General features: G+C 67.9%; 15 protein-coding genes. 8 read left to right on the top strand and 7 right to left on the bottom strand.

The features are described 5' to 3' along the window. The first annotated feature begins 11 nt into the window (after positions 1-11). From urtB to urtE, 4 genes are read left to right on the top strand one after another with little or no spacing between them, the layout of a single operon-like run. Positions 12-1946, top strand: a complete 1935-nt coding sequence (urtB, locus tag MU516_RS01960) for an urea ABC transporter permease subunit UrtB (RefSeq protein ID WP_425606791.1) — start codon at positions 12-14, stop codon at positions 1944-1946. Position 1947: 1 nt separating this feature from the next. Then, a complete protein-coding gene (gene urtC / locus MU516_RS01955) occupies positions 1948-3183 on the top strand; it encodes an urea ABC transporter permease subunit UrtC (RefSeq protein WP_260275514.1) in 1236 nt (411 codons plus the stop codon). Further along, positions 3180-3920, top strand: a complete 741-nt coding sequence (urtD, locus tag MU516_RS01950; protein WP_260275513.1) for an urea ABC transporter ATP-binding protein UrtD — start codon at positions 3180-3182, stop codon at positions 3918-3920. Before urtC ends, urtD begins: the two co-directional genes overlap by 4 nt. A gap of 1 nt (position 3921) precedes the next feature. After that, on the top strand, positions 3922-4632 hold the full coding sequence (urtE, locus tag MU516_RS01945; protein WP_260275512.1) for an urea ABC transporter ATP-binding subunit UrtE: 711 nt from the start codon (positions 3922-3924) through the stop codon (positions 4630-4632). Positions 4633-4641: 9 nt separating this feature from the next. Here urtE and MU516_RS01940 read toward each other — a convergent pair whose 3' ends face one another. Next, positions 4642-5469 (bottom strand): MurR/RpiR family transcriptional regulator, encoded by an 828-nt coding sequence (locus tag MU516_RS01940; protein ID WP_260275511.1) that lies wholly within the window; start codon positions 5467-5469, stop codon positions 4642-4644. Positions 5470-5709: 240 nt separating this feature from the next. Between MU516_RS01940 and speB the strand changes: the two genes are divergently transcribed. The 4 genes from speB to MU516_RS01920 all read left to right on the top strand — a co-directional run bounded on the left by speB (position 5710) and on the right by MU516_RS01920 (position 9784). Then, on the top strand, positions 5710-6669 hold the full coding sequence (speB, locus tag MU516_RS01935) for an agmatinase (protein WP_260275510.1): 960 nt from the start codon (positions 5710-5712) through the stop codon (positions 6667-6669). A 95-nt stretch (positions 6670-6764) separates the two neighbouring features. Further along, entirely contained in the window at positions 6765-7820 is a 1056-nt protein-coding gene (prfA, locus tag MU516_RS01930; protein WP_260275509.1) for a peptide chain release factor 1, read from the top strand. Then, positions 7817-8641 carry a peptide chain release factor N(5)-glutamine methyltransferase gene (gene prmC, locus MU516_RS01925; protein WP_260275508.1) on the top strand — a complete coding sequence of 275 codons (825 nt, stop codon included), beginning with the start codon at positions 7817-7819 and terminating at the stop codon, positions 8639-8641. Before prfA ends, prmC begins: the two co-directional genes overlap by 4 nt. Before the next feature lie 255 nt (positions 8642-8896). Continuing rightward, positions 8897-9784, top strand: coding sequence for a DUF4167 domain-containing protein (locus MU516_RS01920; protein WP_260275507.1), 888 nt, complete (start codon positions 8897-8899; stop codon positions 9782-9784). A 140-nt stretch (positions 9785-9924) separates the two neighbouring features. On the opposite strand, the gene rsmA is transcribed toward MU516_RS01920, so the two are convergent. The 6 genes from rsmA to lptF form a co-directional block, all read right to left on the bottom strand. Continuing rightward, positions 9925-10779, bottom strand: a complete 855-nt coding sequence (gene rsmA / locus MU516_RS01915) for a 16S rRNA (adenine(1518)-N(6)/adenine(1519)-N(6))-dimethyltransferase RsmA (RefSeq protein ID WP_260275506.1) — start codon at positions 10777-10779, stop codon at positions 9925-9927. A gap of 121 nt (positions 10780-10900) precedes the next feature. Next, positions 10901-11866 (bottom strand): 4-hydroxythreonine-4-phosphate dehydrogenase PdxA, encoded by a 966-nt coding sequence (pdxA, locus tag MU516_RS01910; RefSeq protein WP_260275505.1) that lies wholly within the window; start codon positions 11864-11866, stop codon positions 10901-10903. A 10-nt stretch (positions 11867-11876) separates the two neighbouring features. Next, positions 11877-13142, bottom strand: coding sequence for a peptidylprolyl isomerase (locus MU516_RS01905; protein ID WP_260275504.1), 1266 nt, complete (start codon positions 13140-13142; stop codon positions 11877-11879). A gap of 33 nt (positions 13143-13175) precedes the next feature. Beyond that, complete coding sequence (locus MU516_RS01900; RefSeq protein ID WP_260275503.1) at positions 13176-15593, bottom strand: LPS-assembly protein LptD; 2418 nt, start codon at positions 15591-15593, stop codon at positions 13176-13178. Then, positions 15590-16699: an LPS export ABC transporter permease LptG gene (gene lptG, locus MU516_RS01895; RefSeq protein WP_260275502.1), complete on the bottom strand. Its 1110-nt coding sequence runs from the start codon at positions 16697-16699 to the stop codon at positions 15590-15592. The genes MU516_RS01900 and lptG overlap by 4 nt, the downstream gene beginning before the upstream one ends. Further along, entirely contained in the window at positions 16696-17832 is a 1137-nt protein-coding gene (lptF, locus tag MU516_RS01890) for an LPS export ABC transporter permease LptF (RefSeq protein ID WP_260275737.1), read from the bottom strand. The genes lptG and lptF overlap by 4 nt, the downstream gene beginning before the upstream one ends. Positions 17833-17870 lie beyond the last annotated feature (38 nt).

Below are 17870 nucleotides of genomic sequence, written 5' to 3'. Positions count from 1 at the left end.
AAGATGCCATCGTGACCCATGCCGCCCGCCCGCTGATCGTTCTGTTGCTGACGGTGCTGACATTGCTTTCGGCCCTGCCGGCCGCTGCCAATCCGGCCCTGCGCGCCGTAATTGCCGACAATCTGGATCAGATCGAACGCCCCTCGCGCACGACGGTCGGCCCGCTGATCGACCAGATCGCCGCGACCGGCCCCGAGGGAACGGCACTGCTGGCGGCATGGGCCGACCGCAGCCTTGGCCTGACCGATGACCGACGCCTGCTGATCGTCGATGGCGACGTGATGACGGACGCGGCGACAGGCGCACCGGTCAGTGGCGCCGACCCCGACATGCTGCGCCCCAATTCAGGTGTGAGGGGGCTGATCGAATCGGCCCTTGTCGCCAGCCAGATTTCCGACCCTGACGCTGCGATGCGCGCACAGGCGCTGGACTCGATTGCGCGGGCCGGAACTGCCGATCACCTGAAGGCGCTGCGCAATGCGCCGCCCGATCCCGACCCCGCGTTGCAGGCCCGGCGCGACCGCTTGCAGACGCTGCTGACCATCCAGCACGACCCCGATCCCGCGTCCCGGATCGCCGCGATCCAGGCGCTCAGCGGCGATGTCGGGCTGGATTTCCGCGCGGCCCTGAACCCGCTGCTGGTCACCCGCAGGATCGCCGCGACCGATCAGCCCGGCGATGCCAATATCGCCCGCGAACTGACGCCCGGCGGCGATCTGCTGTCCCGCGATGCCGCCTATGACCTGCTGAAGGCGCAGGATCTTGCACAGCCGCGCCTGACACCGGCCGCGCAGCGCGACAGCCTTGCCGCCCACATCGCCGATGGCAAGGTCGGCGGCGTGCCGGTTGCCACGCTTGGCGATCCTGCAGCCCGCGACCGTGCATATGACGCGCTGGAAGCCGCCGGCACGGTCACCCCCGCCGCCACCGAATCCGAGGCACAGGCGGCCATCGACGCCCATCGCTATTTCGAGGTCTATGCAGAACCCGACAGCGACGTGACCGATGCCGCGCGTGCCGCGCAACGCAACGCGCAGCTGCGGCTTTCGGCGATGAAGGGGATTGATCTGGGCCTTGATGCGCTGTCGCTGGCCTCGATCTATTTCCTCGCCGCGATCGGGCTGGCGATCACCTTCGGGGTGATGCGCGTCATCAACATGGCGCATGGCGAATTCATCATGATGGGCGCCTATACCGGCTATGTGACGCAAACGCTGATCGCGGATCGTACCCTGTCGCTGATCGTCGCTCTGCCGCTGGCCTTTGCAGTGACATTCGCGGCCGGGGTGGTCCTTTATCGGCTGGTGATCCGGCATCTGGCGCATCGCCCGCTTGAAACGCTTCTGGCGACCTTCGGCGTGTCCATCGCGCTGCAGCAGATCGCCAAGAACGTCTTCGGCACCCAGGCCCGCCCGCTGACCTCGCCCGCCTGGCTGGAAGGGGCGATCACCGTCAATGACGTGATCTCGATTTCGACCATCCGGGTGGCGATCTTCGTGCTGGCGCTGCTGTTTCTGGGCCTGTTCCTGTTCATCATGAAGCGCACCCGGCTGGGGCTCGAGGTGCGCGCGGTGACCCAGAACCCGGGCATGGCGGCCAGCATGGGCATCAACCCCGACCGGATCGCGATGATGACCTTCGGCCTCGGCTCGGGGATCGCCGGCATCGCGGGGGTCGCCATCGGCCTGTTCGCCAAGGTCACGTCCGAGCTTGGCCAGGACTACATCGTGCAAAGCTTCATGACCGTCGTGGTCGGGGGCGTCGGAAACATCTGGGGGACGCTGGCGGGGGCCGGGCTGATCGGGGTGCTGTCGAAGGTGATCGAATCCTTCAATCCCTCGAACACGCTGGCCGCGCAGACCTTCATGATCCTGTTCATCGTCATCTTCATCCAGTTCCGGCCGCGCGGCATCATTCCGCAGCGCGGGCGGGCCGCCGAGGCCTGATATGCAACGCAAACCCTTCATCCTGCAGAACCCCTCGACCCTGATCGTGCTGGCGGGGCTTGCGGTGTTCACCGTCGCCGTGACCGCGCTCAGCCAGGCCTACGGGACCGGCGCACTGCCGACCTCGATGGTCAAGGTGCTGGGCAAGACGCTGTGCCTTGCGCTGGCGGCGGTCGCGATGGATCTGGTCTGGGGCTATCTGGGCATTCTCAGCCTTGGCCAGATGGCGTTCTTCGCGCTTGGCGGCTACATGATCGGGCAATGGCTGATGTATGCACGCACCGAAGCCATCGTCGCCGCCTCGATGGCCAACAACGCCATTCCTCCGACGCCGCTGGAACTGCAGGAAGGCGTGGCGAACCAGATCTTCGGGGTTGTCGGTTCCGCCGATCTGCCGCTGGTCTGGTCCTTCGCCCATTCGCTGCCCCTGCAGATGCTGCTGGTGCTGGCCGTGCCGGGGCTGCTGGCACTGGTCTTCGGCTGGCTGGCGTTCCGCAGCCGGGTGAACGGCGTCTATCTGTCGATCCTGACCCAGGCGATGACGCTGGCGCTGGCGCTGTGGCTGTTTCAGAACGACAGCGGCTTTCGCGGCAATAACGGGCTGTCGGGTCTGCAGAACATTCCCGGCCTCGACACCGTGTCGCAGGCCCGGCTGTCGGTCTGGTTCCTGTGGGCCTCGGCCGTCGCGCTGGGTCTGGGCTATCTGCTGGCCGCATGGGTGGTCAGCGGCAAGTTCGGCAGCGTCATCCGCGCCATCCGCGATGACGAGACCCGCGTGCGTTTCCTTGGCTATCCGGTCGAGGGGTTCAAGCTGGTGGTCTTCACGCTGGCCGCGATGATCACCGCCATCGCGGGGGCGCTGTATTACCCGCAGGCGGGCATCATCAACCCGGCCGAACTGGCGCCCATCGCCTCGATCTATCTGGCGGTCTGGGTGGCCATCGGCGGGCGCGGCAGGCTGTATGGCGCGGTGATCGGCGCGGTGGTCGTGTCGCTGCTGTCCAGCTGGTTCACCGGCGGCCGCGCGCCCGACCTGTCGTTGCCGTTCTATACCATCAAATGGGTGGACTGGTGGCTGGTCGCGCTGGGGCTGTCCTTCGTTCTGGTGACGCTGTTCGCGCCCAGGGGGATCGCCGGTCTGTTCGACTGGCTGGGGCGCGCGGTGTCGCCACGCCGCCAGGGCCGTGATCTGGGCCCCGATCACGGCGCCCTGCAGGAACAGGAGGCCAAGGCATGAGCTCGCTTCTGGAGGTGGACGGCGTATCGGTCAGCTTCGACGGCTTCAGGGCGATCAACAACCTGTCCTTCAATATCGGTGATGCCGAACTGCGCGCCGTGATCGGCCCTAACGGGGCGGGCAAGACCACCTTCATGGACATCGTGACCGGCAAGACCCGCCCGGACGAGGGGCGCGTCCTGTGGGGCGAGCCGCCGCGTTCCCTGTTGAAGATGAACGAGGCACAGATCGCCCGCGCCGGAATTGGCCGCAAGTTCCAGCGCCCCACCGTGTTCGAGGATCAGTCGGTGGCCGACAACCTGACCATGGCGCTGAAGAACAACCGCAGCCCCTTTGCCGTGCTGGGCTGGCGGCCGTCATCGTCGTCGGACGAACGGGTGCAGGAATTGGCGGCCGAGGTCGGGCTGGCCGATCAGACCGGCCGCAAGGCCGGCGAACTGAGCCACGGTCAGAAACAATGGCTGGAAATCGGCATGTTGCTGGCGCAGGAGCCGCGCCTGTTGCTGGTCGATGAACCCGCCGCCGGCATGACGCTGGCCGAACGCGAACAGACCACCACGCTGCTGCGTCGGCTGGCGGAAACGCGCGCGGTGGTGGTGGTGGAACACGACATGGATTTCGTGCGACGGCTGGATTGCAAGGTGACGGTGCTGCATCAGGGCTCGGTGCTGGCCGAAGGGTCGCTGGACCATGTGACCCGCAATCCCGACGTGATCGAAGTCTATCTGGGGCGATGACATGCTGAACGCGACGAACCTGACCCTGCATTATGGCGGCAGCCAGATCCTGCACGGCATCGACATCGCCGCGCGGCCCGGCGCGGTGACCTGCGTGATGGGCAATAACGGCGTGGGCAAGACCTCGCTGATGAACCTTCTGGCGGGCCGCCATCCGCGATCCGGCGGCACGATCAGTGTTGATGGCACCGAACTGGGCCGAATCAGCGCGCAGCAGATGGCCCGCCTTGGCGTCGGCTACGTGCCGCAGGGTCGGGCGATCTTTCCGATGCTGACCGTGCGCGAGAACATGGAGACGGGTTTTGCCTGCCTGCCGCGCGCCGAACGCGCCATCCCCGACGAGATCTTCGACAGTTTCCCGGTGCTGGCCGAGATGGCGCACAGACGGGGCGGCGACCTGTCCGGCGGCCAGCAACAGCAGCTTGCCATCGCGCGGGCGCTGATCACACGCCCCCGTGTCCTGCTGCTGGACGAGCCGACCGAGGGCATCCAGCCCAACATCATCGCACAGATCGGGCGGGTGATCGCAGCCCTGCGCGACCGGGGCGACATGGCCATCGTGCTGGTCGAGCAGTTCTTTGACTTCGCGTGGGATCTGGGTGACGAATTCCTGGTCCTTGAACGCGGTCGCGCCGTCATGCAGGGTCCCAAGCAGCAGTTGCGGCGCGAGGCATTGCACGCCCGTCTGGCCGGTCACGCCGAGGCGGCCTGAACGCCGCCGCTAGTCGGACCTTCCGGCATGGGCGCGCAACCCGCCCGCCGCCGCGGCCAACGCCAGCGCCAGCGTCGCGGTCGCGACCATCGGGCGAAACCCCGCGGCCTCGACCTCGACCAGGTTCAGCGACAGCACGCCCCGTCCCAGCCGCGCGGCAACGCCCGGATCGGCGATGGCGACGATTTCCGCGCCGCAGCCGCGCAGGTCGGCGCAGAATGCCAGCGTCTCGGGCATCGCCGGCGAAAAGGACACGACCAGAACCGCGTCGCCTTCGCGCACCGAGGCAGCACCGCTGATCTGGCCGAACGCACCATGCAGCAGCGCCGGAACCTCGACCCGCTCAAGGATATAGGCGGTATGGGCCGCGGCGGCGAAACAGCGGCCGTGGCCGACCACATGCACAACGGCGGCGCGTGACAGGATGCCGGCGGCCCGGTCGAAATCCGAACTGTCGACCGACGCGATCATTCGTTCCAGCGACATGCGACCCGCCTCGGCGAAGGTCGCCAGCAGACCGGCGGGCCGGCTGTCGCCATACTGGCTCAGCTGCTCCAGGCGCGCGGCATAGTCGCTGCGGGGCAATTCGAACGGGCTGCGGAACAGATCCCGCATCTGGGCATAGCCCGAAAATCCCATCGCCTGCGAAAACCGCACCACGGCCGACGCGGGCACTCCGGCACCACGCGCGAACTCGGCAACCGTGGCCTGCGCCATCCGCGCCTGCTGACGCGCGGCATATTCCGCGCATTGCCGCAGCCGGCGTGGCAGGCTGGCATGCATCTGCTGGATGCGGGCGATGAATTCATCCGTGCTATGGGGGGCGCCGTCTTTCATGATTCGGGCTGAACTCACCAAACTGACCGAATTGGATGATGCCGACTGATTCGGAAATATTCCACGGCAATCTCAGCAACTTGGCAGTGAATATCGGACCTCGGGACAACCGGAGGACGCGCCGGGTTCCGGTGCCGCGACGCTGGCCTGCAAAGCTGCAGGATGCACGATCGGACGGCTTGCGATGTCCTGGTCCCGGCGGCACTGTATCGGCGTTGGAATTTGATGAACGAGGGCGGCATGGCACTGGAAGATGCGAAGACCCAGGTCGATCAGGCCTTCACCCGCGCAGACCCGCGCGGCCTGTCCTACGAAAATGCCTTCGGCGGTGCGACCAGCTTTCTGCGCCGCCGCTACTCCAAGGATCTGGCGGGGGTCGATGTCGCCGTGACCGGCATTCCGTTCGACCAGGCTGTGACCCACCGTCCCGGCGCGCGGTTCGGCCCGCGCGCGATCCGCGAGGCATCGGCCCTGCAACCCTATGACCCGCCCTATGGCTGGGGCTATGATCCGCTGTCGGTGCTGCATGTCGTCGATTACGGCGACATGGCCTTCGATTACGCCAACACGCGCGAGGTACCGGACCGCATCGAGGCGCATATCGGCGCGATCATGGATGCCGGCGCGGCGCCCGTCACCCTTGGCGGCGATCATTTCATCACCCTGCCGATCCTGCGCGCGGTCGCTGCGCGGCAGGGTCCGGTCGCGCTGATCCAGTTCGACGCCCATTCCGACACCTGGGTCGATGACGACCCGGACCGGATCGACCACGGCACGTTTCTTTACAAGGCGATCCGCGAGGGCGTGGTCGATCCTGCGGCCAGCGTCAGCGTCGGCATACGGACCGAGAATCCCGACACGCTGGGGGTGACCATCCTCGACGCCCCCTCGGTGCATCAGGACGGGGTCGAGGCGACGCTGTCACGCATCCGGGCGGTCATCGGCGATCGGCCGGCCTATCTGACCTTCGACATCGACGCGCTGGACCCGGCCTTCGCCCCCGGCACCGGCACCCCGGTCTGGGGCGGTCTGGCCTCGTGGCAGGCCGCGGCGCTGCTGCGCGGGCTGGCGGGCACAAGGTTGATCGGCGGCGACGTGGTCGAGGTATCGCCGCCCTATGACACGACCGGGGCCACTGCCATCGCCGGCGCACATGTCGCGATGGACCTGATCGCCCTCCTTGGCTGGTCCCGGCGCTGAGGGCTGCGTCCCGCCCCCTTGAGGGGGCATTTCGGCAATGGAAGACACCCAGCTGGCCGCTTGCCCACCCGGCGCGCGCAGAGTAAGCGATCCGGATGCTGCCAGAAGACCGCCTTGCCCAGATCACCCAGCGTTTCGAGTTTCTCGAGGCGCAGCTGAACGCCGGTGCCGAACCTGCCAGGATTGCCGCGATCAGCCGCGAATACGCCGAACTGAAGCCCGTCGTCGAACAGATCGCCCGCTGGCGCGCCGCGCGCGACGGGATCGACGAGGCACAGGCCATGCTGACCGATCCCGAGATGCGCGCCCTTGCCGAGGAAGAACTTGCGCGGCTGCGCGACCAGATGCCGGGGCTGGAACAGGATCTGCGCATCGCCCTGCTGCCCCGGGATGCTGCCGACGCCCGTCCCGCGATCATCGAGATCCGCCCCGGCACCGGCGGCGACGAGGCCGCGCTGTTCGCGGGCGACCTGCTGGCCATGTATCGGCGCCACGCCGAGGCGCAGGGCTGGTCCTTCCAGATGCTGGAACTGACCGAGACCGAACTGGGTGGCGTCAAGGAAGCCGTTGCGCGGATCGAGGGGGACGGCGTCTTCGCGCGGCTGAAATACGAATCGGGCGTGCATCGCGTCCAGCGCGTGCCCGAGACGGAATCGGGCGGGCGCATCCATACCAGCGCGGCGACCGTCGCGGTGCTGCCCGAGGCGGCCGAGGACGCCCAGATCGACATTCCCGCAAGCGACGTGCGGATCGACACGATGCGCGCATCCGGCGCGGGCGGCCAGCACGTCAACACGACCGATTCGGCCGTGCGGATCACCCACCTGCCCACCGGGATCGTGGTGACCAGTTCGGAAAAATCGCAGCACCAGAACCGCGCCAACGCGATGGCCGTGCTGCGCGCGCGCCTTTACGACATGGAACGGCAGAAGGCCGATGCCGAACGCGCCGCCGACCGCAAAAGCCAGGTCGGCTCGGGCGACCGCAGCGAACGCATCCGCACCTATAACTTCCCGCAGGGCCGGATGACCGATCACCGGATCAACCTGACGCTTTACGCGCTGGACCGGGTCATGGCCGGCGATCTGACCGAGATCATCGATGCGCTGACCGCCCATGATCAGGCGGCGCGGCTGGCGGCCCAGGAATGAAGCTTTCGCAGGCGCGGGCGCGTGCCACCGCCGCCCTGCGCGACGCCGGGATTGGGGCCGCGCCGCGTGACGCCGACCGGATCCTTGCGGCGATCCTGGGGGTGGCGCCGGGCCTGCTGCGCACCGCCGATGACCGCGACCTGAACGCCGAACAGCTTCGGCGCCTTGATCAGGGCATCGCGGCACGTGCGGCGCGCCAGCCGGTCGCCCAGATCGTCGGTTTCCGCGATTTCCACGCCCACAGATTCCGGGTCACTCGGGACACCCTGGATCCGCGCCCCGAGACCGAGACGCTGGTCGATGCGGCGCTGGACCTGCCATGGCGCAGCGTTCTGGATCTGGGGACCGGCACCGGCGCGATCCTGATTTCCTTGCTGGCGGCGCGACCGGGAACGGCGGGAACCGGCACCGACATCTCGGCCGCGGCCCTTGATGTGGCGCGCGAGAACGCCCAGATCATCGGTGTGACGGCGTCCTTCACGCAGGCTGACTGGTATGACGGCGTGACCGGCCGCTTCGACCTGATTGCATCGAACCCGCCCTATATTGCGCAGCAGGAAATGGCGGGTCTTGCCCCGGACGTTCTGGACTGGGAACCGCATTCGGCGCTGACCGACGGTGCAGACGGGCTGACCGCCTATCGCATAATTGCGTCCGGTGCCCGCGACCGGCTGTCACCGGGCGGGCATGTTCTGGTCGAGATCGGCCCGACCCAGGGTGATGCGGTCTCGGCCCTGTTCCGCGACCAGGGCGCAAAGACGCGCCTGATCCGCGATCTTGATGGGCGGAATCGTGTCGTTCTGGCCGATTTCGGGGGATAAAAACCCGCTTTCGGCAGGGAAATGCCGCCAAGGGACAACTTTTCCCTTGTAAGCCCCGGTCCTGCGTGGTTAGTCAGCGACGTGCCGGGGCCGCAGGGCCACCGCACGGGTCAGCCTGACAAAGCCGAAACCGACCGGGTGCGCGACGCGCGCTGAAAGGTGCAAGGCGGGGCTGCACGGCAAGGCGCGGATTTCGCCGCGATGCCGCCCGAAACGCCGTCCAGACCAACCTGGAACCTACAGACAGACAGACTGATGAGATCATCCAAATCCCGTTCGCGTAACAAGTCGAACCGCCAGCGCTCGCTGGGGAATATCGTCAACCGTGTCTTTGACAGCTCGGGCCCGGAAGGCAAGGTCCGCGGTACGCCGCAGCAGATCATCGACAAATACCTGACCCTGGCCCGTGACGCGCAGCTGTCCAACGACCGCGTGGCCGAGCAAAGCTTTCTGCAGCATGCCGAGCATTACACCCGGATGCTGGGCGAGGCGCAGCGCGAAATGGCCGAGCGCCAGCAGCAGCACAACCAGAATCAGCGCCAGGGCGACGACGACAACGCGCAGCCGCGCGACGGCAACGGCCAGAACGGCGGTCAGAACGGTCGCGATAACGGCAATCGGGACCACGGCAACCGCGATTTCGGCAACCGTGACCACGGCGCCCGGGATCAGGGTGGTCGGGATCAGGGCGGTCGTGATCAGGACAGCCGTGACCAGAACGGTCGTGGCCAGGCCCGTCGCGACACGCCGGCCCAGGACCCGCAGCCGCGGCGTCAGGATGAAGGCACCCGCGACCAGCGCCGCAACGATGCGCCGGTCGCAACCGATGCCGGGTCTGCCGATCAGCCCCCCGCAGCAGAAAAACGCGTTCGGACGCGCCGCCAGCAACCGCCAGCGGCCGAGACGCCGCAGGGCGACGGCCTGCCCGACGCGGTGGCATCCGACGAAGGCGACAGCGCCGCGCCGGTGCCCACGCCCGAAACCGAGGCGAAGGACAGCAAGCCCAAGGCACCGCGTGCCCGGGCACCGCGCAGCACCACGACGCGCAGCCGTCGCAAACCCGAACCGGACGCCGGGGATGCCGAATCGGCGGCGCCCGAACAGCGCGCCGACACGGCCGAGGGCGGCGCCGGGCAAGGCTGAACCGCGCCTCTGCCGACGACATGACAAACGGGCCGCGCAAGCGGCCCTTTTTCATGATCCACACGCCTTCTGCTTTCACGTCCCATGCTGAACGCGGCGCGATCGGCATTGGCCCGTCCGTTGCTTTTGATCCGCGGCGATCAGCCCTGAAGACGCGCGGCGGCCAGGCCGCGGGCCAGCGCGCAGAACCGTTCCAGGTCGATCTCCTCCGCGCGGGCGGTGGGCGCGATGCCCGCCTGTTCCAGCAACGGTTCGATCTGCGGATGCAGGCCACGCAGGCTGGCACGCAGCATCTTGCGCCGCTGATTGAACGCCGCAGCCGTCACCTGCGACAGCACTGCCGGATCGGCGGGAAAGCGCGGCTGTTCCAGGGCGGTCAGGTGAACGACCGCCGAATGCACCTTGGGGGCGGGCACGAAGGCCTCGGGGGGCAGGGTCATCACGATCTGCGCGTTCGCCCGCCACTGTGCCAGCAGCGCAAGGCGGCCATAGGACTTGCCACCCGGACGCGCGACGATGCGATCGGCCACCTCTTTCTGGAACATCAGCGTCAGCGACTGCCAGAACGGCGGCCAGTCCGGCGGCGTCAGCCAGCGGATCAGCAATTCGGTCCCGATATTATAGGGCAGGTTCGCGGCCACCCTGATCGGCGGCGTCAGGTGCTGCAGCGGATCGATCTTCAGCGCGTCGCCGTTGATGACTGACAGCCTTCCGGGATAGGCCGAGGCGATTTCGGCAAGCGCCGGCAGGGCCCGCGGATCCTTTTCGATGGCCAGAACATGCCGCGCGCCTTCGGCAAGCAGGCCACGGGTCAGCCCGCCGGGGCCGGGGCCGATTTCCAGCACGTCGCATTGCGACAGATCGCCCGCCTGCCGGGCGATCTTGGCGGTCAGGTTCAGGTCCAGCAGGAAATTCTGGCCAAGCTGCTTCTTGGCACGCAGTTCATGCCGCGCGATCACCTCGCGCAGGGGCGGCAGATTGTCGATCCCGGTCATTGCGGGTCCGATCGCGGTATTGCGTCCCGCGACGGGCGGGGGGCCAGCCCCCCGCACCCCCCGGCCATGGGGTGTCCCACCCCCTGGCGACCCCGGTCGCAACACTGCCTGCGTGATCGGGTCATCGGCGCTGATCTGCCATTTGCCGGGCCATGCGCAGCGCGGCGATGGTCGAGGCCGGATCGGCGCGGCCCGTGCCCGCGATGTCGAACGCGGTGCCGTGATCGGGCGACGTGCGGATGAACGGCAGCCCCAGCGTGACATTCACCCCGCCCGCGAAATCCAGCGTCTTGATCGGGATCAGCGCCTGATCGTGATAGGCACAGATCGCCGCATCATAACGGCTTCGCGCGGGCGCATGGAACATCGTGTCGGCGGGCAGCGGACCGGCGATATCCAGCCCCTCGGCGCGCAGCCGGTCCAGCAACGGCCTGATGCGGTCAACCTCTTCGCGGCCCATCGTGCCGCCCTCGCCCGCATGGGGGTTCAGCCCGGCCACCGCGATGCGCGGCACCGGAAGACCGAAATCGCGGATCAACGCGGCGTGGGTGATGCGGATCGCCTGTTCCAGCGCCTGATCGCTCAGCGCGGCGGGTACCTGCGTCAGCGGGATATGGATTGTCGCAGGCACCACGCGGCAGGGCGGCGTCACCGTGGTCGAGGCCAGCATCATCGCCACCGGCGCGCCCCCCGCCAGATCGGCCAGGTATTCCGTATGGCCCGGAAAGGCGAAGCCCGCGCCTTCCTTCAGCGCCTGCTTGTTGATCGGCAGCGTCGTCATCCCCGCCGCCTCGCCGCGCATCAGCAGATCGACGGCACGCGCGATCACCTCGATCACGCCGGCGGCGTTGGCCGGATCGGGGCGGCCGGGTGTGGCGGGGGCCGCGAAATCATGCGCCAGGACCGGCAGACGCCCCGCCGGAACCGGGTCCGTGGGCGCGCTGACCAGATCGAAGGCGGTGCCATCGGGCAGATGTCGCGGATCGCCGATCCAGACGAAATCGACGCCCGACGCCAGCGCCAGCGGCGCCAGTTCAGGCCCGATCCCGGCAGGCTCGCCGCAGGTCAGAAGGATGCGCCGGCTCATTTGAACCGCATCACGGCCGCCGGATCACCGCATCGGCGCGCAGTTCCGCCAGATAGGCGTCGGCGGCGTTGCTGGCCTTGCGGTTGAACAGCTCTTCGCGCACCACCTCGCGGTCGGGAAGGGCCTGTGCGTCGGGCACGGCGGCCTCGACCCCGTCATCGGGCAGCGCTGTCGTGGCCACATTGTTCTGTGCCTCGGCCAGAATCGCCGGCTGGCGCGAACACAGCATGACCAATTCCGCCGCGTTGCCATAATTGACCACCGCCGCCTCGTTGTCGTCCAGCGAGGCAAGCTGCGTGGCGATCAGCGTCGGGATCGCGTTCTGCGATTGGGTCTGACGCTGGATGGCGCCTGCGGCGCTGCCGGCCTCGGAATACAGCGTGTCGCAGCTGCGCGCCCGCGCCGCCAGCTGCGCCGCCTCGGTATACGAGGCAAACCGCAGCGTCATGTAATCCAGCACCTGTTCCCTTGCGCCTGGGCGCAGCGTGCCCTGGGTGTCACGCAGGTGAAACAGCACCACGGCACCCGGCACGTTCAGCGGCTGAGTGGTCTGTCCGGGACGCAGCGACAGGATCACCGGCCGCAACGAGGGTGGCAGGTTCTCGATCGCCAGCCAGTTCAGCTGTCCCCCGGACGACGCCGTGCCCGAGGCCGAATATTGCCGGGCCGCCGCCGCGAACTGGGCCTCGGACGGGTTGCTGCCGGCAATCGACCTGGCGCGGTTCATCGCCGCCTGCTCCTGCCCCTCGGGCGCGGGAATGATCAGTTCCGACAGCAGCACGCGGGTCACGATCGGTGTCTCGACCTGACGTTTCAGTTCCTGATCCACCTCGGCGTCGGATACGTCCACCTGCGGCAGCAGCCGCGCCCGGATCACGCCGCGCCAGGCGATGCCCGCCGTCACGAAATCGCGATAGACCTGCGGTTCGACCCCGGCACGTTCCAGCGCGGCGGTGAATTCGGCCGCCGACAGGCCGGCGCGGCTGGCGAATTCCTCAAGCCCGGCCTGAAGCCCCTCGTCGGTGACCTCGATCCCCAGCTGGCCGGCGGCAAACATGCGCAGTCGGTCGTCGATCAGCGCCTGTTCGGCCGTCGCCGTATCCGCAGGAGAGCCAAGCACCTCCATGAACCGCATGCGCTGCTGCAGTTCGTATCGGGTCACCGCCTTGTCATTGACATAGACGATCGGTTCGAACGGGTTTTGCGCGGCGGCCGGGGCGGCTGCGCCGATAAGCAGGCTCGCCACCAAGGCTATGCCGGAAAGGATGTGCCGCATCTGCTGCCCCCAATGATTTTCTTCGGCCGAAGACTAGCGCATGCAACTGCGCCGCGCCACCGTGCCGGGACCGTCTTTCTGGCTGCCGAACCCACCCAGGCGAACCGACAGATCGAAGCTGGTTTCGGGCCGGACGCTGTCAGAGTCGGTGAACCGACGCGACAGGCCCATTTCCAGCGTTATGCATTCGTTGCGATAGGTGACCTCCAGCGCCGCCTTCTGCGCGCGGTCGGCCTGAAAGTCATAGCGTGTCTCGGCATTGCCCCACCAGCCCTCGGCGATCTGCCAGCCGACATTCGCGGTCAGTTCGCTGATGTCCAGATCGCGGCTTTCGTTCTCGTCGCTGTTGATCCACAGATGGCCCGCCGACAGTTGCAGGTCGGGACGCAGCCAGCCCACCCGCAACTCGTTCCGCGAGACATTGAACGAATCGTCGAACAGGGCACGATTGGCGATGGCCAGCCCGGTGCCGCTGTCGTAATTCGCGGCCAGCAGCCAGTCCGAACGCCGCCCGCCAAGCGGCGAGGCGTCGGCGAACGCATCGTCGTCGCGCGCCCGCAGCACCCGCCCGCCAGTCAGTCCCAAGGACCAGCCTGCGGGGTCGATCCGGGTCCAGCCGACGCCGATATTGGCCCGCAGGCCGGTTTCGCGCACGTCATAGCCGGGAAAGCGATTATCCGAGAACAGGTTGCCTTCGTCGAATTCGATCAGGCGGCTGTCCTCGTTGGGGATATCGTCGTCCTGTCCGCTCGGCGACCACAGGATCTGCGCGACCGGTTCGACCAGATGGGTCGCGCCCCCGGAACTGCCCGCCAGCGGCCAGCGCAACTCGACACCGACCATCGGATCGACGCGGCTTTCGACGTCGTCGAAACGGTCATCCTGGGCGATCCGGTACAGGTCCGCGTCCAGCCCCGCCAGCGCCGCGCCGACCAGCCCGCCGGGCAGGATCTCGGTGCGCCGCCAGTCCAGCCCGACGGATCCGCGAGCCACGTCGCGACCCACGATATCGGCATCAGACGGGCGGCGATGGGCGTGGATCGACCATTCCATCAGCCCCTCGCCCCCGATCAGGCGCGGCGTGAAACGGCGCTGCCACAGCGCGTCGGCCACCTGCGCGGGCGACGTGTCATTGTCCTCGTCGTCGCGCAGTGACCGGTAATTGCCGACACGGCCGAAGAACAGCTTGTCGCGGGTCACCCTTTCCAGGGTCACCCCGCTCCACAGCCGGTCGGCATCGGTGATGTCATAGTCCAGCAGATAGCCACGATCAGAGGCCAGTTGCAGCTGCAGCCCAAGCCGATAGTCGCGCGGCAGATCGACCAGCGCGTTGCCGAACAGATAACCGCGCGTGTCGCCCGGCTCGATGTCGTCGCGGCTGATCGCGCCGTTCCATTCGGTGACCGCATTGCGCCAGGCCTGACGATACCGCGCCTCCAGCGTGCGGGTGCGGTTGACCGACACATAGGGCGTCAGGGTCAGGTCGGCATGATCGCCCAGCGTCTGGAAATAGGGCAGCTTGACGCCGAACCCCAGCCCGGACGTGGTGCGGATCTCGGGGCGCAGGAAACCGGATTTGCGTTCGACCGTGGGATCGGGCGCGGTGATCGTGAACGGCACCGCGGCGACCGGCACGCCAAAGGCGCGCATCTGCGGATGGTCGAAGGTCAGCAGCCGCGTTTCCGCGTCATGGGTGATGCTGCGGGCGCGGATCTCCCACAGCGGCGTGGGATTCGTGGCGCAGACCTGGCAGCTCGAGGCGACGACATGGGTCAGCCGCGTCATCCGGCCGTTGCCGGTGCGGGTCAGTTCCGTGGCGGCAAGCTGCAATTCGCGGGCGATCACCAGCCGCGCGCCGCGGATGATGCCATCCTGCAATTCGCGGTCCAGCTGCGCCGAATCGGCGATCAGAACGGCCTCGTCGTCGGGATTGCGGGCGCCGGGGCGCGACAGATGCACCGGACCCTCGATGGTCAGATCGCCGCTGGCGCCGTCCACGATCAGACGCGAGGCGACCAGCCGCGCACCCTGGTACCAGACGACGACACCGCCCGCTGCGATCAGCGTCCGGTCGCCCTGCAGGACCATCGTGTCGGCCAGAACCGTGGCGGCGTCGCTGCGATCACCGGGAGCCGCGCGGTCCGGCAAGGTGACGTCGGCATCCGGTTCGACCGCCTCCAGCCGCGCGGCGGCGGGGGTGCGGTCGCTGATGATCCCGAAACCCAGCGGCCGCGCCTGGGGTGCCAGCGCCGCCTGCCCGGTGCCGGTGGCCAGCGGCGCGCCGGGCATCTGCGGGCCGATCATCGCGTCGCCATCGTTGCCGAACAGCGTCTCCTGCGCCAGCGCGGGCAGCACGCCCACCCCGGCCATCAGCGCGGTCGCCGCGGCCCACCCGGCCAGGCATCCACCGGTCTTGCGCGCCCAAGGCGCGATCGGTCGGGAACGCTTCATCCATCCTCCCGCTGCAGGATCAGCGCCACCGCCAGCAGCGCGCCCACCAGTGGCGGCGTCCATGCGGCCATCGCCGGCACGACCTGCCCGTTATCGCCCAGAACCTGCGCCAGATTGCGCAGGAAGAACAGCCCGATCCCGGCGCCGAAGGCCAGAAGTACCGCGACGCCGGTATTGCGGCCACGGATATGGCGCATGGTGAAGGCCGCCGCGATGAAGATCATCGCCGCCATCAGGAACGGGCGCGCCAGTTCCATCTGGAACCAGACCCGGTGCCGCGCGGCCGAGAACCCGGCGCGTTCCAGCCCCGCGATGAAGGACGGCAACTGCCAGACCGGCACCGCCTCGGGACGGCCGAACCCATCGCGGATGCGCTGCGCCGTCAGGTCCGAGGCAAGGCTCAGCGTTTCGCCGGCCACCGCCTCGGCTTCGGGATTGGGGCGGTCCAGCCGGTAATCGCGCACCCCGGACAGATGCCATTCGCCCGGCTCCAGCCGCGCCTCGCGCGCTTCGATCCGCCGGGCAGGGCCGCTGTCCTGATCGAAGACCAAGAACGTCGCATCATACAGCGTCGTCGCGTCGGGGCTGGTACGGCTGGCGCGGATCACCACCTGACCGGCTTCCTTGCCATCCTCGATGACCGCCTGCCGCAGCCACAGCGCGCTGTCGCCGACCGACACGGTCTGCTGGCCATCGCGCTGGATCTCGGCCACGGCCTCGTCATAGCGCTGCCCGGTCACGGCGACCATCGGGTTCAGCAGCGCGACGGCCAGTGCGCCGACCAGACCGGCCGTCACCGCCGGTGCCGTCACCACCTTCAGCGCCGACCGCCCCGAGGCGCGGATCGCCACCATCTCGGAACTGCGCGCCAGCCCAAGGAACAGCGCGATCCCGGCCAGCACCGTGATCAGCGGCAGGATCGAATAGAAACTGCCCGCGACATTCAGCGCCGCCAGACGCGCCGCTCCCGACACACCGATATCATCGCCCGAAAATCTGCGGATCATCTCGATCATGTCGATCAGCAGCAGGATCAGCAGGAACACCGCCGCCACCGTCAGCAGGCTGCGCAGGAACCGGTTCGAGACATAGCGCGCCAGGATCATGCCGCCGGCCCCGTCACGGACGCCGCGCGCAGCCGCCTTGGTCGCGCCGCCAGCCATAACAGCAGCACACAGATCACCGCGCCGACCACCGCCGGCAGATACAGCAGCGGCCACATCTCGGGGTCGCGGCCGGCCCGGTCGGCGGCGGCGTTGGTCAGGAACTGCACCACGATCAGCCCCAGTACGGCCCACAACACCTGCCGCCAGACGCCGAATCGCGAATAGCCGCCGATCAGCAGCGTCGCGAAGCCGATCATCGCCGCCACCGGCGACAACAGGGGCTGGGCGATCCGCTCATGCGCCTCGCGGCGCGCATCCGCCGCGCTGGCGCCGGTCGCCGTCAGCAGTGCCTGGCCCGGGCGCAACAATTGCAGGGTGCCATAATCGCGCAGGTCGCGCCCCTTGCGGCCCGAACCGCCGATCATCGCCCCGATATCATAGCTGAGTTCGTCGAATCGCGTCACGGCAAGGTGCTGCCGGTCGTCGCGACGGCTCAGGTTCTGGGCCATGCCGTCCAGCAGGATCAGCACCGGGCCGCTGTCCTTGCGCACCACAAGCGCCTCTTCCGATGTGTAGATGACCTGATCGGCGGGATCGCGCCGGTCCTCGATAAACAGATCCAGCAGCCTGCCATCGGTCGCGATGTCGCGGATGAACAGCGTGATGTCATCGCTGGGATACTGGAAACTGCCGGGCCGCAGGAATTGCGCGGTGACGTTCTGCGCGATCTCGGCCTGCCGGTCGGCAAGCCGCGCCCGCGCCATCGGCACCAGACCGTGCACCAGCACCGCGACCATCACGCCCACGAACACCCCGAAGATCAGCACCGGCCGGGCCAGCCGCCACGGCGACATTCCCGCCGACTGCATCGCCACCAGCTCGGATTCGTTGGACAGCCGGTTGGTGCCATAGGCGGTCGCCGTGAACGCCGCCACCGGCAGCACCACCGAAATCACCAAGGGCAGCGTCAGCGCGGTGAATTCCAGAACCACCAGCGCGGTCTGTCCGTCGTTCAGCAGATCGTCGAACAGGCTGACGGCGCGGTTGATCCAATAGACCGACACCAGCACCAGCGCGAAAAAGCCGAACAGCGTCAGCATCTGCGCAAGAATGTATTTGTCGATCCGGGGCATCGGGGGCGTCTGGTCCTCGCGGGCGGGTTTCATCCTGA

This window comes from Paracoccus maritimus, from assembly GCF_025195095.1.
Classification (GTDB): Bacteria; Pseudomonadota; Alphaproteobacteria; order Rhodobacterales; family Rhodobacteraceae; genus Paracoccus; species Paracoccus maritimus.
Note: the sequence above shows the minus strand (reverse complement) of the source record. Positions and strands in the feature narration are given on the sequence as shown.